Origin of the sequence: Antrihabitans spumae, assembly GCF_043944905.1 — a bacterium.
GTDB lineage: Bacteria > Actinomycetota > Actinomycetes > Mycobacteriales > Mycobacteriaceae > Antrihabitans > Antrihabitans spumae.
The window spans coordinates 34691-55631 of sequence record NZ_JBIMSN010000155.1 but is presented as its reverse complement, the minus strand read 5'-3'; the positions used below and the strand labels follow the sequence as shown (position 1 = coordinate 55631).

Annotated in this window: 22 protein-coding genes and 1 riboswitch; of the genes, 13 read left to right on the top strand and 9 right to left on the bottom strand. The window is 63.5% G+C overall.

Annotated features, from left to right (window positions below):
• The first annotated feature begins 3 nt into the window (after positions 1 to 3).
• The 3 genes from ACHIRB_RS29615 to ACHIRB_RS29605 all read left to right on the top strand — a co-directional run bounded on the left by ACHIRB_RS29615 (position 4) and on the right by ACHIRB_RS29605 (position 1764).
• On the top strand, positions 4 to 282 hold the full coding sequence (locus ACHIRB_RS29615) for a GNAT family N-acetyltransferase (protein ID WP_395113483.1): 279 nt from the start codon (positions 4 to 6) through the stop codon (positions 280 to 282).
• 103 nt (positions 283 to 385) lie between these two features.
• Complete coding sequence (locus ACHIRB_RS29610; RefSeq protein ID WP_395113484.1) at positions 386 to 1015, top strand: type IV toxin-antitoxin system AbiEi family antitoxin domain-containing protein; 630 nt, start codon at positions 386 to 388, stop codon at positions 1013 to 1015.
• A gap of 2 nt (positions 1016 to 1017) precedes the next feature.
• Positions 1018 to 1764: a nucleotidyl transferase AbiEii/AbiGii toxin family protein gene (locus tag ACHIRB_RS29605; RefSeq protein ID WP_395113485.1), complete on the top strand. Its 747-nt coding sequence runs from the start codon at positions 1018 to 1020 to the stop codon at positions 1762 to 1764.
• Here ACHIRB_RS29605 and ACHIRB_RS29600 read toward each other — a convergent pair.
• Positions 1703 to 2227, bottom strand: a complete 525-nt coding sequence (locus ACHIRB_RS29600; RefSeq protein ID WP_395125342.1) for a serine hydrolase domain-containing protein — start codon at positions 2225 to 2227, stop codon at positions 1703 to 1705. The two genes, ACHIRB_RS29605 and ACHIRB_RS29600, sit on opposite strands and share 62 nt — an antisense overlap.
• 123 nt (positions 2228 to 2350) lie before the next feature.
• Here ACHIRB_RS29600 and ACHIRB_RS29595 point away from each other — a divergent pair, with 123 nt between their 5' ends.
• Positions 2351 to 3937 (top strand): alkaline phosphatase D family protein, encoded by a 1587-nt coding sequence (locus tag ACHIRB_RS29595; RefSeq protein WP_395125343.1) that lies wholly within the window; start codon positions 2351 to 2353, stop codon positions 3935 to 3937.
• Position 3938: 1 nt separating this feature from the next.
• Here ACHIRB_RS29595 and ACHIRB_RS29590 read toward each other — a convergent pair whose 3' ends face one another.
• Entirely contained in the window at positions 3939 to 5540 is a 1602-nt protein-coding gene (locus ACHIRB_RS29590) for a carboxylesterase/lipase family protein (protein ID WP_395113488.1), read from the bottom strand.
• A 35-nt stretch (positions 5541 to 5575) separates the two neighbouring features.
• A riboswitch (TPP riboswitch) is annotated at positions 5576 to 5669 on the top strand.
• On the opposite strand from ACHIRB_RS29590, the gene ACHIRB_RS29585 reads away from it, so the two are divergent.
• The 4 genes from ACHIRB_RS29585 to ACHIRB_RS29570 all read left to right on the top strand — a co-directional run bounded on the left by ACHIRB_RS29585 (position 5657) and on the right by ACHIRB_RS29570 (position 8927).
• Positions 5657 to 6337 carry a TenA family protein gene (locus ACHIRB_RS29585; protein ID WP_395125344.1) on the top strand — a complete coding sequence of 227 codons (681 nt, stop codon included), beginning with the start codon at positions 5657 to 5659 and terminating at the stop codon, positions 6335 to 6337. (Overlaps the previous riboswitch by 13 nt.)
• Positions 6338 to 6353: 16 nt before the next feature.
• On the top strand, positions 6354 to 7385 hold the full coding sequence (locus ACHIRB_RS29580; protein WP_395125345.1) for an ABC transporter substrate-binding protein: 1032 nt from the start codon (positions 6354 to 6356) through the stop codon (positions 7383 to 7385).
• The gene (locus ACHIRB_RS29575) at positions 7363 to 8133 is read left to right on the top strand and encodes an ABC transporter permease (RefSeq protein WP_395125346.1); all 771 of its coding nucleotides are present in this window, start codon (positions 7363 to 7365) and stop codon (positions 8131 to 8133) included. Before ACHIRB_RS29580 ends, ACHIRB_RS29575 begins: the two co-directional genes overlap by 23 nt.
• Positions 8130 to 8927: an ABC transporter ATP-binding protein gene (locus ACHIRB_RS29570; protein ID WP_395125348.1), complete on the top strand. Its 798-nt coding sequence runs from the start codon at positions 8130 to 8132 to the stop codon at positions 8925 to 8927. The genes ACHIRB_RS29575 and ACHIRB_RS29570 overlap by 4 nt, the downstream gene beginning before the upstream one ends.
• 7 nt (positions 8928 to 8934) lie before the next feature.
• Here the strand turns inward: ACHIRB_RS29570 and ACHIRB_RS29565 are convergent, their stop codons facing one another.
• From ACHIRB_RS29565 to ACHIRB_RS29555, 3 genes are read right to left on the bottom strand one after another with little or no spacing between them, the layout of a single operon-like run.
• The gene (locus ACHIRB_RS29565; RefSeq protein WP_395125349.1) at positions 8935 to 9240 is read right to left on the bottom strand and encodes an Rdx family protein; all 306 of its coding nucleotides are present in this window, start codon (positions 9238 to 9240) and stop codon (positions 8935 to 8937) included.
• Positions 9241 to 9260: 20 nt separating this feature from the next.
• Positions 9261 to 10520, bottom strand: a complete 1260-nt coding sequence (locus tag ACHIRB_RS29560) for an RNA polymerase sigma factor (protein WP_395125350.1) — start codon at positions 10518 to 10520, stop codon at positions 9261 to 9263.
• A gap of 26 nt (positions 10521 to 10546) precedes the next feature.
• Positions 10547 to 10933, bottom strand: coding sequence for a VOC family protein (locus ACHIRB_RS29555; protein ID WP_395125351.1), 387 nt, complete (start codon positions 10931 to 10933; stop codon positions 10547 to 10549).
• Between the two features lie 162 nt (positions 10934 to 11095).
• Here ACHIRB_RS29555 and ACHIRB_RS29550 point away from each other — a divergent pair, with 162 nt between their 5' ends.
• Positions 11096 to 11458, top strand: coding sequence for a YciI family protein (locus tag ACHIRB_RS29550; protein ID WP_199705949.1), 363 nt, complete (start codon positions 11096 to 11098; stop codon positions 11456 to 11458).
• A 70-nt stretch (positions 11459 to 11528) separates the two neighbouring features.
• On the opposite strand, the gene ACHIRB_RS29545 is transcribed toward ACHIRB_RS29550, so the two are convergent.
• Positions 11529 to 12254, bottom strand: a complete 726-nt coding sequence (locus ACHIRB_RS29545; RefSeq protein WP_395125352.1) for a hypothetical protein — start codon at positions 12252 to 12254, stop codon at positions 11529 to 11531.
• Positions 12255 to 12398: 144 nt separating this feature from the next.
• Between ACHIRB_RS29545 and ACHIRB_RS29540 the strand changes: the two genes are divergently transcribed.
• The 4 genes from ACHIRB_RS29540 (at position 12399) to ACHIRB_RS29525 (ending at position 16236) form a co-directional block, all read left to right on the top strand.
• A complete protein-coding gene (locus tag ACHIRB_RS29540; RefSeq protein ID WP_395125353.1) occupies positions 12399 to 13541 on the top strand; it encodes an alkaline phosphatase family protein in 1143 nt (380 codons plus the stop codon).
• Between the two features lie 199 nt (positions 13542 to 13740).
• Positions 13741 to 13944, top strand: coding sequence for a cold-shock protein (locus ACHIRB_RS29535; protein ID WP_199705946.1), 204 nt, complete (start codon positions 13741 to 13743; stop codon positions 13942 to 13944).
• 171 nt (positions 13945 to 14115) lie between these two features.
• Complete coding sequence (locus tag ACHIRB_RS29530; RefSeq protein WP_395125354.1) at positions 14116 to 14775, top strand: class I SAM-dependent methyltransferase; 660 nt, start codon at positions 14116 to 14118, stop codon at positions 14773 to 14775.
• Positions 14776 to 14844: 69 nt separating this feature from the next.
• Complete coding sequence (locus ACHIRB_RS29525; RefSeq protein ID WP_395125355.1) at positions 14845 to 16236, top strand: hypothetical protein; 1392 nt, start codon at positions 14845 to 14847, stop codon at positions 16234 to 16236.
• A gap of 7 nt (positions 16237 to 16243) precedes the next feature.
• On the opposite strand, the gene ACHIRB_RS29520 is transcribed toward ACHIRB_RS29525, so the two are convergent.
• From ACHIRB_RS29520 to ACHIRB_RS29510, 3 genes are all read right to left on the bottom strand, one after another.
• Complete coding sequence (locus tag ACHIRB_RS29520) at positions 16244 to 16876, bottom strand: cysteine hydrolase family protein (RefSeq protein ID WP_395125356.1); 633 nt, start codon at positions 16874 to 16876, stop codon at positions 16244 to 16246.
• Positions 16877 to 16978: 102 nt separating this feature from the next.
• Positions 16979 to 20449 carry a protein kinase domain-containing protein gene (locus ACHIRB_RS29515; protein WP_395125357.1) on the bottom strand — a complete coding sequence of 1157 codons (3471 nt, stop codon included), beginning with the start codon at positions 20447 to 20449 and terminating at the stop codon, positions 16979 to 16981.
• A gap of 99 nt (positions 20450 to 20548) precedes the next feature.
• A complete protein-coding gene (locus ACHIRB_RS29510) occupies positions 20549 to 20932 on the bottom strand; it encodes a YchJ family protein (protein WP_395125358.1) in 384 nt (127 codons plus the stop codon).
• Positions 20933 to 20941 lie beyond the last annotated feature (9 nt).

Sequence of the window (20941 nt, the reverse complement as noted above, 5' to 3'; positions counted from 1 at the left end):
ATCATGACGACGCGACTCGAGCACAACCTCGGTGAAACCCGCTACGAGATCTACTCCGACGACGTGTTGGCCGGTTACGCCGACTACGACGAGCGCAACGGTATGCGCGACTTCAACCACACCCTGACGGTTCCTGAGTTTCGTGGCAAGGGCATCGCCGCGCAGGTCGTCGAGTTCGCACTGACATCGACGCGGGCCGACGGGTTCAAGGTTGTGCCGTCCTGCTGGTACGTCGAGAAATACATCGCAGCCAATAGCGAGTACGCGGATCTGCTTGCCTGAGTTTCTACAACCTAACGCGTCAGTAAACCGGCGCTAAGTATCGAAAGTGTATGTTCATAGCATACACTTTCTGTACTTACTCCAAGCGCGCAGGGAGGCGCCGATGAATCCCGTCGCCGAACTCGCCCGCAGGCCGATGCGCACGGTCCGCGCGAAGGACATCCCGGACCTCTACGCCCATCCCCGCAAAGAACTCGCACGCCTCGCAAGCAACGGCACCCTGCACCGCCTCGCGTACGGCTACTACATCGTCGTCCCGACCGAACACATCAACACCGGCTGGAAGCCCGCCATCGAGACGGCCGCGGCCGCAATCGCGACGACAATCGCTGGGCCCAACAATGCGATCCTGATGGGCGTCACCGCAGCTCGCATGCACGGTGCCCTGCCTCGCGCCCGCGCCGTCACGACGGTCGCCATCCCCAAACAACACGCACCCATCGAACTCACCGACCGCAAGGGGATCGTCCGTTTCGTCAAGCGCGCCACAGACACCCTCGACGCCGAACGCATCACGACCGAAGCCGGACCCACGCTGGTCACCACACCAGAACAAACCGTCCTCGACCTGGCACACATAACCGACACCGTCGACACTGACATCACCAAGGCGATCGTCACGCTGTACCGCAAATGCGACCCCTCCCAGCTGCACGCGCTCGCCACTGACCAACGCAAACTCGCGGCGCTACGCCGAGCCGAACAGATCCTCGACGATCGCAAGGACGCCTGAACGTGGCCAGCACCGCCGCAGTTGCCGCCGCGTTCGGAGTCAGCGGAGAACAAGCCGAACGAGACCGCATGATCTCCTTCATCCTCGCCGCCATAAGCAACCGCTGGGCCGATCAACTCACATTCATCGGTGGCACCGCACTCGCGCGCACGAACCTCCCCGATGGCCGACTCAGCGAAGACATCGACCTCATTACCCGCACCTCACGCAGCACCATCGCCCGACAATTGGACCGCGAACTACCCGACGCCTTCCGCCGTGAACTCGGCCGCCTCCACTGGGACCCTGCACTCAGCGCCGTCGGCGACGCAGGCGAGGCCTATCTCCGCAGAGACGACGGCCTGAGTGTGAAAATCCAACTCATCAGCCAAATCGGGCACCCCGACTGGCCAACGCAGAGAACCCAGCTCGACCAACGCTACGACGACGCCCCACCCGCAGCACTCGACGTCCTCACCACACCCGCATTCGTGGCCGCCAAGACCGCAGCCTGGCAAGACCGCCGCGCACCCCGCGACCTCTGGGACCTGTGGGCGCTCAATGCTCGCGGCGCCATCGACAGCAACGCAGCGGAACTGTTTCGCAAACTCGGACCCACCGGCCGCACCCCTGATCCTGCCTGGTTCGCGACCGCACCAAGCGAAAGCGATTGGACTGACGCCCTCGCCAGCCAGACAATCCTCACCATCACAGCCTCTGAAGCGGCCCAGCAGATCCGTGATGCCTGGATTCCATTCCGGCGCAATTAACTTCAGCTAGCCCCCAATCGATCCGCGGATCTTCTGTGACCTCGGGCAGTCCGCTGCGGTGCTGCAAGATCTGCCTCACCGTGATGGCGTTGCCGTCTACACCCTCGCCGCGGATGATGCCCGGTAGGTATGTCTCGATCGGCTCGTCCAGCTGCAACCGACCCTCACCGACCAACTGGAGCAGCATTGCCGCAGTGAAAGTCTTTGTGACGCTACCGATCCGGAACTGTGAACGCGACGCAATGGGTTCTCCGGTGTCCTTGTTCGCAACACCGCTGCGAAGTACGCGGTTGTGCCCGTCGACCGTCATGGTCGCCTGGGCACCGGCGACGCCCGATTCGACGAGAGCGTCGAGATCGGCTTGTACCGCGTCGACGCGAGGATCGGGAGGCGACTTTGCGGCCGAGCAGCCACCCGCGGCAACTGCTCCAGCGACGGCCAGTGCGAGCAAGGTTTTGCGCATACAACGACGCTATGGAGAAGCGCAGCGAACCACATCGGGGCAATCCCCGATCTATCCCTGAGGTTCACAGATGCGCCATACGAGCGACGGCATCGCTTCACATCACCGTGTCACGCTCGGAGCGTGGGCATTTCCCGGCGAAAGTTGCTCGGCTTCGGCACCACCGGCGCGGCGGCTCTACTGCTCGGAACGGGTGCGGCGTCGAGCGCAAAACCGTTCACGACGTCGCGACGGCTCGGCAATCCGTTCTCGCTCGGAGTCGCCTCCGGTGACCCGACGCCGGACGGAGTCGTCCTGTGGACGCGACTCGCGCCGGACCCCTTCGCCCCGGACGGTCTGGGCGGTATGCCCGCAGCGCCTGCGACGGTCGAATATCAAGTCGCACTGGACGACCGCTTCACGACGATCGTCAGCAGCGGAAGTGTCGTAGCCACAAGGCAACTCGGGCATTCGGTGCATCCGGAGATTCACGGCCTCGAACCGGATCGGGTGTACTACTACCGCTTTCGGATGGGCGCCGATATCTCACCGGTCGGTCGAACTCGGACCACTCCCCTGCCCGGTATGCGCACCCGGGAGCTGAACTTCGCGTTCGCCTCGTGCCAAGCCTGGCACGAGGGCTACTTCACCGCCTACGAGCACATGGCCGCCGAGGACCTCGATCTTGTTGTCCACCTTGGCGATTACATCTACGAAGACGGTGTGGGCAAGAACCTTAGAGGCGTCGCGGTCGAACCACAGTTCTACGGCGAGACCTTCGATCTCGCTCGCTACCGACTGCAGTACAGCCTGTACAAATCCGAAGCGCCACTACAGGCGGCGCATGCTCAGTTCCCCTGGATCGTCACGATGGACGACCATGAGGTCGAGAACAACTGGGCCGCTGATACTTCCGAGTTGGACATCGAAGTCGATCAAATGCCCGCGGTATTCCGGCAACGCCGAGCGGCAGCATTTCAGGCGCTGTACGAACATCAGCCATTGCGGAGCACGCAGATGCCACGCGGGTCCGAGATGCGGATGCACCGACGCATCGCGTACGGCGATCTCGCCGAGTTCACGATGCTCGACACCCGTCAGTATCGCGACGACCAAGCATGCGGCGACGGCGAATCCGATCGCTGTAGTGACAGGTTCAGCGCCGATCGAACCCTGCTCGGTCGTCCGCAACGTGATTGGCTGCTCGACGGTTTCGCCACGTCGTCGGCGCGCTGGAACATAATCGGCAATCAGGCTCCGATGGGCCAGTGCGACTACGACACCGGTCCCGCAACCGACGTGTCCCCGGATGCCTGGGACGGCTACGTCGCCGACCGCAACACCGTGCTCGGTCGCGCCGCCGATCTCGGCGTGAACAATCTTGTGGTCATCACCGGTGATCGGCATACAAATTATGTGAGCGAGCTGCGCCGTGACTTCAGTGATCTCGAATCATCGATCGTCGCACATGAATTCGTCGGTACCTCGATCTGCAGTGGCGGCGACGGCGCGGACATGCCGGACGGCGGCGAGACTTTGATGGCCGCAAGTCCCGACATCAAGTTCGTCAACGGTCAGCGTGGTTATGTCCGCGTCCACGTCGACGAAGAGGCGTGGCGCACCGACTTTCGAGTCTTGCCCTACGTGCAATCACCCGGCGCACCGATCAGCACGCGTGCGAGTTTCGTTGTCCCACTCCAGAAACAACGCAGGGATCCCGAATCCGCCTGACTCAGCTGAATCCGAGCACCTGATCGCCCCACGTTTCCCGCAACTCCTTGTCGGGATCGGCTTCGACGACGTCGGTGGAGTCGATGATCAGGGTGGCTCGGGTGTCCTCGTCGTAGCGCGGCCAATGCTTGGATCCGTCGATCGCGGCCGGAACATCGTGTGCCGCAAAGGCTAGCCACCGCCGCTGGATTCGACCTGACACCTCCATCGCGGTCTTGCGGCCACCGAGCCAGAACGTCGGGTCTATGTTCATCGTGCCGAAACTGCCGAACACGTAGGGCAAGTCGGTCGCATGGGTCGCGCCGACGCGGGCAGCTTTCAACATCGGCGTCGCTTGATCGAAGCGATAGAACCAGGTCGGGGAATGCCTGCTGTGCGCTTCGGCAACCCAGATGCTCGGCATCCGAAACCCTGCGTCGCTCGAAATTGCCTGTGCACCTTTGGATTTACCGGCATCCGGGTAGAAGGCGATGATCTCGGCGAGACGCTCGTGCGACAGCGTCGGATGGTCGGCGGCGATCACCCGCAACATCTCGTTCACCGCGTCCGGCGTCACCGGCATCAGCGCTGACCTGATCAGCCGGAACAACGCGGCCTCGTCGCGGTTGGTCCCGATGATCAGCGGTATGCGGTGCGAGAGCCCCTTCTGGAACGCGGCGACGGGATAGCGCGGCACCAGATCGCCGTCCACAACCGGTGCAGTTGCAAGGGTGCCAGGGACTTTGGCAGGAATCTCGTCGACGAGGACATCGCTCGCGACGATGATCTCCTCGATCGGTAGGTCGTAGAGTTCGTGCGCACGCTCGGCGGGTAGCTCGAGAATCTCCAGAAACCGTGCGGCGACGCGGGCGGCCCGCTCGGGTCCGTAGACGGACGTCGCCGGCGGGCTTTGGACGATCGCGCGATGGAACAGGCCTTCGGCACGCGGCGACGTCATCAGCGTCGTGATAGACCCGGCACCCGACGATTCGCCGAACAACGTCACGTTCGTCGGATCGCCACCGAAGACGGCGATGTTCTCGCGGACCCACTCCAATGCCGCAATCTGGTCGCGCAGACCGAGATTCGACTCGAAGGTCGCTTCCGGCGTCGAGAAGGAACTGAGATCGAGGAACCCGAGCGCGCCGAGCCGGTAGTTCACGGTGACGATGACGGTGTTGCCGAGTTCAGCGAGTTGGCGACCGTTGTACAGCTTCTGCGCCGAGCTGCCGAGACAGTAGGCGCCACCGTGGATCCACACCATGACCGGCCGCGGATCGCTGTCGGTTGCCGGGGTCCAGATGTTGAGCCACAGGCAGTCTTCGCCCGGTACAAGTCCCGCGTCGATCGGGACCGTGTTGTCGACACCCTGTGGTGCGATCGGACCGAACTCCGTGCAATCGCGCACCCCGTCCCATGGCGTGCGCGGGCGTGGACTCCGAAACCGCAGCGGACCCGACACCGGCTCGGCGAACGGAATACTTCGCCACGAGAGCGTCTCCCCGTCCCGCCGACCACGAATCTCTCCCGACGAGATCCGCACGATCGGTGCCGCCGCTGCAGAATCCTCGGCGGCAACCGCTTGGGCGTCGTCTGTCACTACGACCGCTGGTTCGGCATCCATGAAACCAGGGTAAGCGACCAGCCTGCTACCCTCGCCTGACTGACACGGGGTGCTCCAGGTTGGAGCTGAGATAAGACCCGCGAACCTGATGCAGGTAATGCTGACGAAGGGATGTCATGGCCCGCTTTACCGACCGTGTGTGGGACGAGACGAAGCAGTTACGCGCTGCAATCGACGAGTTGGAGTTTCTCCGCCGACTCGGCGATGGCACGTTGCCGCTCGACGTCTTCCGCACCTACATCGAACAAGATGCGATCTATCTCGCCGGGTACGCCAAGGCATTGGCGCTGCTTGCGGCGCGTGCACCGGATCCCGTCACCGCCGCGTTCTGGGCGCAGGCTGCAGCGACGTCGGCAACCGTCGAACTGTCGTTGCACGAAGGCCTGCTTTCGGGCGGGACTTTGGGAGCAGCCGGGGAATTGCCTGCGCCGTCCAACGCGTGTCTCGGCTACGTCTCGTACCTGATCGCGACGGCGGCGACCGAGCCATACGCGGTTGCGGCAGCAGCGGTGCTGCCGTGTTTCTGGATCTACGCCGAGGTCGGGCGCGACCTCGCCGCGAGCGCGCAGGGGGTGCTCGCGGCCGATCCCGGCCATCCGTATGCCCAGTGGGTCACCACCTACGACAACCAGGACTTCCACGACGAAGTCGCCAAAGCCCGCGAACTTGTCGATGCGGCAGCCGACGCCGCATCCGACGCCGAGCGCGACGCGATGAGCACTGCTTTCGTGACCGCCTCCCGCTACGAACTTCTGTTCTGGGACACGGCGCTGCACCCGCAGCCGTGGCCCGCCTGAAAGGACACTTCCGACCATGAACCGCCACTCTTTGCTCCGCCGGATTTTGACCGGAGCCGTCGTGACGGCGTCCGCGGTGTCGCTGCTGACCGCGTGCTCCGACAACGGTGACGCAGACCCGAACACGATCCGTTTCGCACTCGACTGGACGCCCAACACCAACCACACCGGACTTTATGTTGCGTTGCAGGAGGGCTACTTCCGCGATGCCGGCCTCGACGTCGAGATTCTGCCGTACAACACGGCATCGCCTGATTCGCTGATCGATTCGGGCAACGCCGAGTTCGGGGTCAGCTTCCAGAATTCCGCCACGTTCGCGAAAGCGGCAGGTACCGATACGGTTTCGGTGCTCGCGCCACTGCAGCACTGGGCGACTGCGATCGGGGTCCGCGCCGACCGTGCCGACCTGTCCAGCCCGAAAACGTTGGACGGCAAGATCTATGCCGGTTTCGGCGATGCGGGCGAGATCGAAACGCTGCGCCAGGTCATCCGCAACGACGGCGGCACCGGCGACTTCAAGAATGTGACCGTCGGAACCTCCGCGTACGAGTCGGTGTACTCCGGCGAGGCCGACTTCACGGTCCCCTACTTCGCGTGGGAGGGCATCGAAGCCGAGCACCGCGGGACACCGTTCAAGTATTTCCATTACTCCGACTTCGGCTTTCCCGATGCCTACGCCATCGTGATCAACGGCAATCAGACCTGGCTGAAAGAACATCCGGAGCAGGCAAAGAAGTTCGTGCAGGCGTTGCAGAAGGGCTATCAACTCGCAGCCGACGACCCGGCGAAGGGCGCGCAGTTACTCATCGACGCGAACCCCGGTGCGTTCACCGACGAACCGCTGATCAAGGAAAGCCAGCAGATGCTGTCCGACAAGTTCATGAAGGACAGCTCAGGGAAGGTCGGGACCCAAACGCTCGAACAGTGGACGGGCTACTCGCGCTTCCTCTTCCAACACGGCGTGCTCGTCGACGAGTCCGGCAAACCGCTGACCACCGAACCTGATTGGTCGACGTACTTCACCAATGAGTACCTCAGCGGTCCGTAGGGTCGTCCCTGCGTTCGTCGGCCTCGCCGCCCTGTTCGCGGCGTGGCAGGTCTACGTCTCCGTCAACGATGTACGGCCACAACTGTTGCCGTCGCCGTGGCGGGTAGTGACCCAGGGGTGGGCGCAGCGCGACGTCATTGCCACCAATGCCGTTGCAACACTGCAGGTCACCCTCGTCGGTTTCGCGTTGTCGTTGACGATCGCCTGGCTGCTTGCAATCGCGATCGACTTCTCGGGCTTGCTGCGCCGCGCGCTCGTGCCGATGTTCGTTACGTCGCAGACGATCCCGATCATCGTGATCGCCCCGTTGATGATCACCTGGTTCGGCTTCGGACTGATGCCGAAGATCCTCCTCGTGACTCTCGCGACGTTCTTTCCTGTCGCCATCGGCCTGATCGAAGGTTTCGCGTCGACCGACCGGGACGCAGGTTCCCTGCTGCGGAGTATGGGAGCCTCACGGTGGCAACAGTTTCGGTACGTTCGACTGCCGAACGCCATGCCGCGCTTCTTCACCGCTCTGCGCATCGGCATCACCTACGCGGTCGTCGGCGCGATCTTTGCCGAATATGCCGGTGCCGAAAGCGGACTCGGCATCTACATGGCACGGCAGAAGGGGATGTTCCGCACGGATCTCGTCCTTGCTGCGATGTTCGTGACGGCCGCGATCAGCATCGTGTTGTTTCTGCTGACCTACCTGGTCGAACGGATTCTCGCGCCGTGGGTGCGGATGGAACGAGTGAACCTATGACCCATCCCAAGGTCCGCGTCGCTGCCGTCAGCAAGACATTCGACGTCAAAGGTGGCAGGCGAAAAGTTCTGGACAACATCACCTTCGACGCCGCTGCCGGCGAATTCGTCGCCGTGATCGGACCGAGCGGCTGCGGCAAGAGCACGATCTTCAACCTGCTTGCAGGACTGGACACTCCGTCCGAGGGCGAAATCTCGATCGGCGGCGAATCACCGGCGAGCAGCGCGCAGTGCGCATACATGCCACAGAAGGATCTGCTGTTCGCGTGGCGCAACGTCCTCGACAACACAACCCTCGGACTCGAAGTTCAAGGCATGTCGAAAAAGGCTGCGCGCGAACGGGCCCGCGCACTCTTCGAGGTATTCGGTCTGGCGGGTTTCGAAACAGCCCGACCGTCGCAGCTGTCCGGAGGTATGCGCCAGCGTGCAGCGATGCTGCGAACCGTCGTTCAGGACCGCGATGTGCTGCTCCTCGACGAACCGTTCGGCGCTCTCGATTCGCTGACCCGCACCGAGATGCAGACCTGGTTGCAGCAGGTGTGGGAGCAGTACCGGTGGCTGGTTCTTATGATCACCCACGACATTCGCGAGGCGATCTTTCTTGCCGACCGGATCATCGTGTTGTCCGCACGGCCTGCGCGAATTCGGCACGAGCTGACCGTCGATCTCCCCCGCCCACGCGACCTCTCGATGCTGACCTCGCCGCGGTTCGTCGCCCTCGAAGCAGAACTCATCTCGATCCTGCACGAGGAGTCACACCGGGCGTTGTTGGAGCAGGCAAAGCGACCCACCTGATCGTGCGCTACTTCGTCCGGTCGACGTGGCCGAGATCCCGATCGGGCGAGACTCGATCGCGCACAAGCTGTTTCAGCGCCGTGATCTCCGGGAATCCGCCCCGCTCCTTGCGGTCCCAGATCAGCTCGCCGCCGACGGTTACTCGAAAGACCCCGCCGGTTCCGGGTATCAGGGCGACCTCGCCAAGTTCCTGACCGAACGTCGACAACAGTTCCGACGCCATCCACGACGCGCGCAGCAGCCAATTGCATTGAGTGCAGTACAGGATCGCAACACGGTGGCCCGCTGGGTCGTTGTCCTCGATCGACGTCATGGGACAAACGGTATCCCTTGCTAGGTTCCGCTTCGGTTAGCTGTCGCCAATCGCTCTGCACGATCCTGCAGGTAGCGCTGCTCCGGGGTACTCGTCGTGCGCCGCGCCGCAGTCCGGTAGTGCTCGATCGCCGCCACCGTGTCTCCCGCCATCTCGTAGAGATGGGCGCGCACTGCCCCGAGTCGATGATGGGTTGCCATTCGCTGATCGTCGTCCAAGGTGGCAAGGAGCTCGAGTCCAGCCTGCGGACCTTCCACCATCGCCACGGCCACGGCTCGATTCAGTGTGATCATCGGCCCGGGCGAGATTCGCGCGAGCACCTTGTACAACTCCGAAATTTGTTGCCAGTCGGTCTCTTCCGCAGTAGCCGCTTCGTCGTGCACAGCAGCGATCGCAGCTTGGATCTGGTACGGGCCGACCGGCGCCCTCGACAGGACGTCGCTCACGATGCGGACACCCTCGACTATCGCACCGCCGTCCCACAACGACCGATCCTGTTCTGCCAGTGGAACAAGCGCGCCGCCCTCGCCGGTCCTTGCGGGTCGCCGTGCATCGGTCAGCAGCATCAAGGCCAGCAGTCCACCGACCTCGCCGTCGGCGGGTAGTAGACGAAACAGCATGCGGCTCAGCCTGATTGCTTCTGCTGTGAGGTCGGTGCGCTGCAGATCGGAACCGCTTGTCGCCGTGTAGCCCTCGTTGAAGATCAGATACAGCACATGGAGCACGGCTTCGAGCCGATCGGCACGCTCGTCGGCCGTCGGCATCGCGAACCTCGCGCCCGACTTACGTACCGTTTGCTTCGCCCTGCTGATCCGTTGCGCCATAGTCGTTTCCGGCACGAGGAACGCGTGAGAGATCTGGTCGGTGGTCAGCCCGCCGACCGCACGCAGGGTGAGAGACACCTGGGACGGCGCAGTCAATGCGGGGTGGCAGCACAGGAACAACAGCGTCAGCGTGTCGTCTTCGTTGCTCGGTTGTTCGTCGACCGCTGGCGCGTGCAGGTCTTCCGGACGGTCCGCGGCGACGATGTTCGTCTCCCGATTACGTCGCGCTTCGTCACTGCGAAACTGATCGGTGAGCCGTCGCGACGCGACAGTGATCAACCACGCGCGCGGATTGTCCGGCAGACCCTGCTCGGGCCACTGCACCGACGCCGCGAGCAAGGCCTCCTGCACCGCATCCTCTGCGGCATCGAAATGACCGTAGCGCCGCACGAGTGCACCGAGAACATGCGGTGCGAGATCGCGGATGCGGTCTTCGAACTCGCGGGCGGCGCTCACGGTCCTATTGTGCCCGCGGCGCCCGACTACGCGTTTTGCAACACCGAGAGGACGTTCCCCGCCGGGTCGGTGAACCACGCGATGTCCGGGCCCATGCCGGCAGCGATTCCCCGCATGACGCCCTTGTCGTCCTGGTGCATAGCGTCGTACCGCTGGAAGCTGACGCCACTCACGGTCAATGCGTCGACCGCCTTGTCGATGTCGTCGACCTCGAAATTGAGGATCGTGAACGCAGCCGGAACGTGGTCGTCCTTCGGGTATGCGAGAACTTCTGTGCCGCCGGGGAGCGTCAGCGTCAGATGGCCCATCGCGTCCTCGGACACCGCGACGCCGAGCGTGGTTCCGTAGAACTGCTTCGCCGCTTCGATGTCGTTCACCGAGAATCCGCTGAATGCTTTCGTTGATTCCAACATAGGGATAGCTCCTTCTATCGGTCTGTCGAACAGTGCAGCATTTTTGCTGCCAACAGGGACGTCGGAGTCACGACGCCCGCCTCGACATAGGCAATGATGTCGATATCGCGCCGATCGCGCCGACGTCCTTGTTGATGTCGAAACCGTCGAAGGGTGACCGCCATGAAGTACATGCTGCTGATCTACAGCAATCCCGAAAGCTGGGCAGGCTTGTCTCACGATCAGCGAATGGGACTGGGTCGGGGTCACGGCGCACTCAACGATTCGCTGATCGCGTCGGGACACCACGTCGCCAGCGCTGGTCTCGCCGATCCGATCAACACCAAGACCGTGCGTATCCGCGATGGTGTGGTCGCGACAACCGACGGTCCGTACATCGAGTCGAAAGAACATCTGGCGGGCTTCTACGTCGTCGAGTGCGCCAACATGGACGAGGCCGTTGCCATCTGCGCCCAGATCCCCGATGCCGCGTACAACTTCTGCGAAGTTCGGCCGCTCGGCGAAATTCCGGCCCTGAGCGACTAGGCGGCTACGCCGCTCGTGCGTCCTTTCGGCGGGCGGGCCCTCCGAAAAGACTCACGACCCGCGGAGCGGGCTAGCCTTCCGCGCGCCAGAAATCCGCGCCGTCTTTCGTCACCTTTTCGCCACTGACCAGGCTCGCTACGGCAGATGCGGCTGCCGACGCTGTCGGAAAATGCCGACCGACCATCTGTCCGGCAACGATCTCGAGGCGACCCGTCGATTCCTCGCGAAGCGCGACGATCCGGTAGCCCTCGAAGTCGGCGACCAAGCGGGTTCGGCCGTCGGACTCGTCCTCGACGGCCGCGGCCTTGGCTGGTGCCTTCTTTTTCTCGACGGTCAGGTCGTCCAGATGGGTGGTATCGATATTCGCGTCGGCGACGACCGAGACGCCGAGGAGGTCCCAGCGCGCCCGTCGGTGGGCGATCCGATCCTGCGCGATTCGGATCCCGCCTGAGCGTGATCGGCCTGGCCGATCGGCCATCCAGGCGTCGACCTCGCACCGAACGTCGGCGGCAAATTCTTCTGCCGAGATGATGTAGGTCGCGTGTGGATCGGTACCGAGGTCGACGAACGCCCAAAATGTGGGGTTGGCCGCGCCGGCTCCCACTTCCTCGTCGCGGCGACTCGCATGCCAGTCACCGCTGGCCTTGGCACGAACCTGGACGATGGAAACGCCGCCCTCTTTGCCCCAGACTTTGACTGCTCCGCGACCGGATCCGGCAACTTTCGTTGCCTTTCCACCGCGCCGGACAACATCCCTGACGAATGCCTGAACTCCCAGCGCCGAAATTTCCTTCATATGTGCAACGATCCGTTCCGAGTCGATCTCGCCCCGTGCGCGTCCGAGAGAAGTGTGGCGACGGGCCATTCATGCACAACTCGATGTTTACCTCAGACTACCGACGCCACCGGTGCCCGGATACCCCCGGCTACATTGGGTCCCATGCTGGTTGCGCCGCGCTACGGCACTGCATCCCTCGCAGATCTGGTCCCGTCGAGCCTTGCTGCGCTCGGCGTCGAAGGCGAAGTCGATCGAATAGGCCTCGATCTCGACGGCATAAGGCGCGTCTGCATCTTGCTGGTCGACGGTCTCGGCGCGGCTTTGCTCGATGCGAATTCCGCTGCGGCACCGTTTCTCTCCAGCCGAACTTCGAAGGTGATCACCGCAGGATTTCCGAGTACGACGGCAACCAGTTTGAGTTCGCTAGGTACCGGCCTGCCTCCAGGTGAGCACGGCATCGTCGGCTATCTGTTGGCCGTTCCCGGTCACCAGCGGCTGATGAACCCGCTCAAGTGGCGGCTGCACGGCGCCGGAGACCACATCGACCTGTTGAAGGATGTCGCGCCCGAAGAGTTTCAACCGAACCCGACCGCATTCGAGCGGGCCGCCGAGGCCGGCATCTCCGTCTCGCGGGTCGCGCCCATGTACCAGGGCGAGTCAGGCCTGAGCCGAGCGTCATTGCGCGGTGGCGAGTTTCGACCGAGCTTCTCGATGGGCGATCTCGCCGACGGCGCAATCCGATCTCTGCAAAACGGTTCCCGCTCGCTCGTCTACGCCTACCACGGGGAACTCGACCTCACCGGTCACGTCCGCGGGCCATACTCCGACGCCTGGGCAACCGAACTCGCTCAGGTCGACCTACTCGCGCGCTCGATCGCTGAGCGGTTGCCTGGCGACGCCGCACTGATCGTCACTGCCGATCACGGCATGGTCGAGATCGTCGATCCCGTCGACTTCGACGCGACATCGTCTCTACGAGCCGGCGTCGGAAGGCTCGGTGGCGAACCGCGAGCGCGCCACATCTATACGAAAAACGGTGCAATCGACGACGTCGTCGCCACCTGGCAAGCAATTCTCGGAACCGATTTCGGCGTCTTTTCCCGGTCCGAAGTGATCGACAACGGGTGGTTCGGGCCGACTGTCACACACGCCGCCGTGCAGCGGATAGGCGACGTCATCTGCGTCGCAACCGGATCGCGGGCGGTCGTTCGGACCGGAGCAGAGCCTCTGCAGTCGATGCTGATCGGGCACCACGGATCGTTGACGGCAGAAGAAATGCACGTACCCCTTTGCGTGATTCGTTAGATTTGCTAGGGTTACAACCGGTCGTAGTTCTGGTGTTCGTTGTAGTGACGTGCTCGGGATCATGTTGCGGTCGTCCGGCACTCCCAACGGAGCACTCCGAGTCACTCGGGATACTTCTCAAGATGTCGCGACCTCAGCCGGCCCGATGGATAGTAAGAACCGTCCGTCGTACCTGGTAGGAAAAAAGGATATTAAAAGCATGACACAGGGCACTGTTAAGTGGTTCAACGCGGAAAAGGGCTTCGGCTTCATCGCCCCCGCAGATGGCTCCGCTGACGTCTTCGTCCACTACTCCGAGATCCAGAGCAACGGTTTCCGTACTCTGGAGGAGAACCAGAAGGTCGAGTTCGAGGTTGGCCAGGGCGCAAAGGGCCCGCAGGCAACCGGCGTTCGCCCAGTCTGATCTCCCAGCTCTACTGAGCTTCTCCACTGTCCCCCAACACCTTCGGGTGTTGGGGGACAGTGCGTTTCAGGGGTGGACGCTTCGCGCCTCGTGAGTCCTTTCGGCGGGCCCGACCTCCGAAAGGACTCACGACTCGGATGCGGTACACACGGACTCGAAGACGGGCAGGACATGGCTGAGCAACCTCATTCGTTCGACAAGACCTACTGGGACGACATTTGGCATGGCGATCGCGCCATGGCCATGGCCGCTGGCCAACCCAACCCGCACTTGATTCGCGAGATCGGCGACCTCGCGCCCGGAACAGCCCTCGACGCGGGCTGCGGTGCCGGAACCGAGGCCATCTGGCTCGCGGCGCACGGCTGGGAGGTCACCGCGGCGGATATCAGCGCCGATGCTCTTGCCCGAGCGACCGAGAAGGCAGCCGAGGCCGTGGTCTCCGACCGAGTGCGCTGGGTCGAAGCCGACCTGTCCACGTGGGAACCGGACGCACGCTACGACCTGGTCACCACCCACTACGCACACCCCGCGATGCCACAGTTGGAGTTCTACGACCGCATCGCGTCCTGGGTCGCTCCCGGGGGCACCCTGTTCATCGTCGGCCACCTCCATCGCGGGTCGCATGGCGACGGTTCTGCGCATGGACACGGTCACGGTGACCACCTGCCGCCGGCCTCGGCTTCTGCTACCGCGGGTGCGATCACGGCTCGTCTCGACCCGGCCAGCTGGGACGTCTCGACTGCTCACGAATCGCAGCGCACCGTGGTCGGGCCCGACGGCAAGGAATCGACGATTCACGACGTGGTCGTCAAAGCTGCACTGCATCAATGAGATCCACTATCAGCTGATTGTGTCGGACCCCCTCGCTAACCTCGTCGACACCAGACGAGAGGGGAACAAATGTTCGAGCAGCCTGCCCGCGAGCAGCTACACCGTGAGATCTTCTGGAAGGTTCAGTACGTCTTCGATCCCGAAGATCCGACCGCGGCATTCGCGTACACGATCGGCTTGGCAGATCGTGGCCTGCCGGAGCTCCACCTGGCGGCTGCTCCCGAGCAAGATCCGTCCGACTCCCCCTGGATACTCAGTTCCGACGATTGCGCGCATCAACTCAATCGCTTCGCGAGCCTGCTCGTCGACGGGGCGTTGGCGATCGGCGAGCCCGTTTCCTGCACGTACGACGGTGGTGCGTCAACGGTGATCTGGACGCCGGGCGAACCCGTCCCGCGTGACCAGGTCGAGGCCTACAGAGCCGACTCCGGAGCGCACATCATGCCGATTCGCGGTCGATTGCACCTTCCGGACGTGGTCCCGCTTGCCGATCTACCAGCTGGCACCATCCCGCTGTGGCGCTCGGAACAGGCAGCAATATTGGCGACGGTCGTACCGAATCGCCGGGGTCTGCGCGGTTTTCGCGCACCACGCGCAGACGCCTCGTTTGCGTGTGAACAGGAGTTCGGACCGCTGACGCCGATCGTGGCAGCACGTGCGCATGCGATCTCCCAGGCGACGCCCGACATGCTTACCGATCTGTTGTGGCGAACGATGGACGCCGAACACACCGGAGGCGGACCGCGGGTGATCCTAGGAACTACGTCCACACTCGCCAGGCTTGTCGGACGCGACGAGGCAGCTCGCAACGCCTCCAGGCTTGCCCTCACTCTGGTGAAATCGTTTCGGGGACCGAATGCCGACGAGGCGATGTGGCGGGCAATCCAGAACACCTGCGGTATGGACGACGTCGGCAACGTGTGCAACGGCCTTTCGGGCATCTTGGTCGACCAACTAGCGGCAATCCTGGTCGCATCGACCGTTGCCGACCAACTCGACGACTCGACGCGCCTAGCCGCGTTCGGCCCGTGGAGTTCGGCGCACACGTCGTCGTCCATGGCTCCGGAAGAGGCGTGGTGGGCACCTGAACACATCCTCGACACCGTCCGGATGCAACTGGACGACGCAGATTGGGACGAATTGGACTACCTCATAGAGGCCTGGCTCGAATTGCGGACCACGTCGCTCGCCGCACGCTTACGCGGGCTAGCTGTGACCGGACGGCGAGGCTGCCCGCCGGCAAGCGAGCTGCTGGCGGGAAGTTTCATAGGAGTTCGTGCAAGCTTCGTCGCGGACGTCGAGTTTTATCTAACCGAATTCCTTTGCTGTGCAACGGCATTGCTGGGTGAGCGGGCATCCTTCAACGCCTACGACGTCCACGCGTTCTGCGATCCGTTCTCGGAAGTGTTGCCAGAACTCGAATTCGCGCTCAACTCCCCCATCACAGAACAGGCAGCATAGGCCAGGCTCAGCCGAGGAGAGCCAACGCCTCCTCGGCGCTCAGGCAGCCCGCTGTCGTGAGGTCGAGGTTGGCGAGTGACGCCGCGTGCACCTCAGGTGTCGGAGCTGCCGTGCAGTCGCTGATCGGATGGACGGTGAAGCCGAGGTCCGTTCCGTGGCGCGCGGTTTGCTCGACCGTGAGGTTGGTTGCGACGCCGGTGATCAAGACGGTGTCGATACCGTGCTCGGTCAACCATGCCGAGACGCCGTTGGCGGCTAGGCCGGAGAGCCGCTGATTGTCGAACACCAGCCCTGGCTCGGCTTGGTGCGCCATCGCGTCGATCAACGCGGCACCGGACGAGTCCGGCCGAAAGGATTCCTGCGCAGCACCGACTGCCGTCATGAACCCGGTGTTGCGAATCAGCTGACCCTCATCCTCCGGAACGGTGAACCGCGTGAAGATCAGCGGCACCCCAGCAGCGCGGATCGCGTCGTGGAATCGGACAGCACGATCGACGACCCCACTCTCGGCCACCGGTGCCGCCAACATTGGACCGAAGAAGCCTTCGGGCTCGATGACATTGACCTGCCAGTGCAGCGCGAGAACCGCCGTGCGGCGGGGATCGATGCTGTGGCCTGGAGGTGTTGCTGGGGCTGCCATGTGTCCAATCATGCCCGGTGAAAATCGGCAAGGGCGCTCCGCGCCTCGTGAGTCCTTTCGGAGGGCCGCACCTCCGAAAGGACTCACGAGCGGCGGAGCCGCCTAAATCTCCTGAGCCGCTTCGGCATTGACGAGCTGGATCAGGAACTCGGCAGGCACCTCGGGCCAGTCAGAGGCCCACCGACCCGCGATCTGATCCTCTCGCAAGGCCGCAATCATCTGAACGACATACGGACCCCCGTCGAGGATGTAGCGCACCGATCCGAGGCCGGCACACTGCGCCAGAATCGTCGCCAGGTTCAGCTTGGCTTCGTCTATACGACCCGTCGCGACGAGGCAGGCGACGAGCAGACGACGGACCTTCAGTAGCGCGCGTGGTCGGTTGCGAGCCCGCAGCCGATCGACCCATTCCTGTGCCCAAACCCTGGCAAGGTCGACCTTCTCCGGCGTATCGCGCTGAGCCAGAAGCAATCTGATCGCAGTCGCTTCCTCGTAGAGCGCCGTGATCTCCTCGATGGGGTCGGTCGGTTGCCTGCGGTCCTCGTACTGGACGACCGGCAACGCTCCGAACTCGGGATGTGGTGGCAGCCCGAGCCGTATGCGTTCGTTCTCGACCTCGGCGCTCAGACGTGTCAACGCCATCGATCGACCGATTCGCGCCCCCTCGTTCAATCGACGCGTCGCGGCCGCTCGGTCGCCCTGCAGGGCCTTGATCCGTGCACCGACGACGTAGCGCGCGATCTTGAAATCGACCGACCCACCTTCGGCACCGAGCTTGTAGCCCTCGTCCAGCAGCCGTTCGGCCTCGGTGACATCGCCACGCTCGTAGAGCAATTCACCGAGCAGCGACCCAGCGAGCCGTGCTGTGTAGGAATGGCTGCCACCGGAGTGCCGTGCGACCTTCAGCGCTTTCCTGAAGCTGCGCTCGGCCGCCTCGATGTCGAGCATCAGGCTCGCGCCCAGCCCGACGAAACACAAGGCATGAATCTCGTTGTACTTCCCCTTGTTTCGTCGGTGATAGGGAACGGCCCAGTCCTGCAACCGTTCCAGTTCGGTCCGATCGCAGCGGTATGCCGCCGCGAAGGTGGCCAGGTTGGCAGCAACCGAGACGACGAACGGCCGCAACGTATCCGGCCGTGCCAGACAGGGAGCGACAAGTTCGTCGATACTGTCGATGACGTCGGCGCGGAGCGCGACCACACCGTGCACCACCCCAGCCTCGACCCGCAGATCGGCGATCTCGGATTCGCTGAGTCCGGACGCGTCCAACGTCGACTCCACCAACCGCAACGCATGCCGAGCAGGCTCCGCACGATGCAGGAAGATGTTCGCCCACGCCAACGCAAGTTGCAGTCGCGCATGCGTATCGACCACCGTCTCGGGCAACTTCTCGACAAGACCGATGAGCGACGCCATCTGCGAATGCTCCAGCAGGTAGATGCCGTCCTGCTCGACGATCTCTACGGCGCGCAGCTGATCCCCTGCTGCCAGTGCGTGATCCACGGCGTCGCTGACGTGTCGGTTGACGGCGAACCACTGCGACGCGATGCGGTGCAACTCGCGTACTCGGTCACCCGTCTGCCGTTCGAGCCGTTGCCGCAGAAAGTCTGCGAACAGGTGGTGGTACCGGAACCACTGGTCGTCGACGCGATGGAGGAACAGGTCGCGTTCGGCGACCTCCTCCAGCATCATCTGGCCGTTGGGAACGTCGGCGAGCGCCGATGCGAGGTCGCCGCAAATCCGTTCGGTCACCGACGTCGCAAGCAGGAACGCGAGCATGTCGGGCTCGAGGGTATCGAGCACGTTCTCTGCAAGAAACTCGCTGATCGCGTGGTGCCGCCCGGTGAGGTGACCGATAAGTTCGGACGGATCGTCGCTGCCACGCAACGACAGTGACGCCAATTGCAGTGCGGCGACCCACCCGTCCGCCGACTCCGTGAGATCCGCAACATCGGCACGATCCAGATCGAGTCCGCCAAGGTCGACAAGGAAGCTGTGCGACTCGTCCTTGTCGAAACGTAATGCCGCCGAGTCGATCTCGAGCAGCTGATTCTGCATCCTCATGCGACTCATCGGAAGTCCCTGCTGGCTGCGACTCGTGACGACGACATGCAAACCGGGACAACAGTTGTCGAGCAGGAAGCGCAAAGCGAGGATGGTCGAACGATCGGAGATGCGATGCCAGTCGTCCACGACGACCGTCATCCGTTCGCCCGTCGCATGGATGTCGTTGATCAGCGACGTCAGGACGTAGCGCTCGGATTCGTCGCCGTGTTCTTCGAGCACCTCGGCGAGTTCGTGTGCGAGAGCGGGACGTACAGCGCGGATCGCTTCGATGAGATGCGAGAGGAACCACACGACGTTGTTGTCGTCGTGATCGACTGTCAGCCAGGCGATCGCGTGACCGTCCGCGGTGAGTTGCTCGCACCACTGGGCGGCGAGCGTGCTCTTGCCGAACCCTGTCGGTCCGTGGATGACGGTCAGCCGGCGCTGCTGCCCGCGCTGCAGTTGCTCGATCAACCGATTGCGACCCACCAGTGCGCGCGTCGCAGCAGGTGGTCTGAACCGCGTCGCGGGCGCAGGCGGGGTGACCGTGCGAGCCGAATAGCCACGCCGCCCGGAACCCGTCGTCATCGACGCGTCGCCAGGTCCGTTACCCGTCCCCGACGACGCGATCGGCACCGGCACATCATCGACCGGCAGACTGTGCCTGCGCTGAATCTCTTGCAGCAGTTCACCAAACGCAGCGGGAGTCGAGGGGCGGGCACCACGCTCGCGTGACATCGCGCGCTCGATCAGCGCTGCAACGTCGGTGGGCAGTCCGTAGTCGCTCAGATCCGGCGTCGGCTGCTTGGTGATCCGCAGGAACTGGGCCACCATGTGCTCGCCGCTACGCCGCTCGAATACCGCATGACCCGTCACCGAACAGAACAGCGTCGAGGCGAGGTTGTAGACGTCGGAGGTCGGGTCGGGTGGATGGCCCTGCAACACCTCCGGCGCGGTGAACGCGGGCGATCCCGTCACCGCACCCTTGGAGGTCTCGAAGCCGCCGGAGATCCTCGCGATACCGAAGTCGGTCAGCTGCGGTTCGCCGTATTCGGTCAGCAGGATATTGCCGGGCTTCACGTCTCGGTGCAGTGTTCCGTGGAGGTGGGCAGTTTCGAGTGCTCCCGACATCTTGATGCCGACGTGCACCGATTCCTTCCAGCTGATCGGTCCGTCTCGATGGACCCTGCCTTCCAACGAACCGTGCGGGTGGTACTGCATCACGATGTACGGACGCCCCGCCGCGGTTGCCCCGACCTCGAGGATCGTGACGATGTTCGGGTGGCCGGACAGCTTGCCCATCGCGCGCTGCTCGCGCAGGAATCGCTGCAGGTTCTCCTCGTCGAGGTCGGCGGTGAGAACTTTGATGGCTACGGTGCGGTCGAGACTGCGCTGTTCACAGCGATATACAACGCCGAATCCGCCTCGACCGATTTCGCGGGCAGCTTCGAATCCCGCCGCTGCAAGCTCAGCGACGAACGTCGACGCGAGGTCGGGCTGCGTCGAGAACGGATCGGTATGGACCATCTTTGGTCTCGGTTCGGGGCTGCGGGCTTAGGTCACCAGCATAGTCCCAGCGCCTTCGGCCTTGTGCGTCTTTCCGGCGGGCCCGACCTCCGAAAAGACTCACGAGGCCGAGGGTCCCCAGTAGACCCATCGACCCTCGTACCTGACGAAACGACTGTTCTCGTGCACCACGTCGCGTCGACCATCGAGGCGGTAGTGCGCCCTGAACTCCACCGTTCCGTCCGTGTCGAACATGCTGCCCTTGCTGGCGGCAAGCACCTCGAGAAGAAACCACTCCTCGTCCGGATCGAGGGTCAGCTTCTTGGGTCGCATCTGCGGGTGCCACGACCGCACGAGGTAGTCCCGATCGCCGACGGCAAACGCGGTGTAGCGCGACCGCATCAACCGCGTTGCCGTCGCAGCGGGTTTGTCGCCAGCCAGGATCGGGCCGCAGCAGGCGTCGTAGGTTTCGCCACTCCGGCACGGACAGTTGGTATCGCTCACGCGGTCATT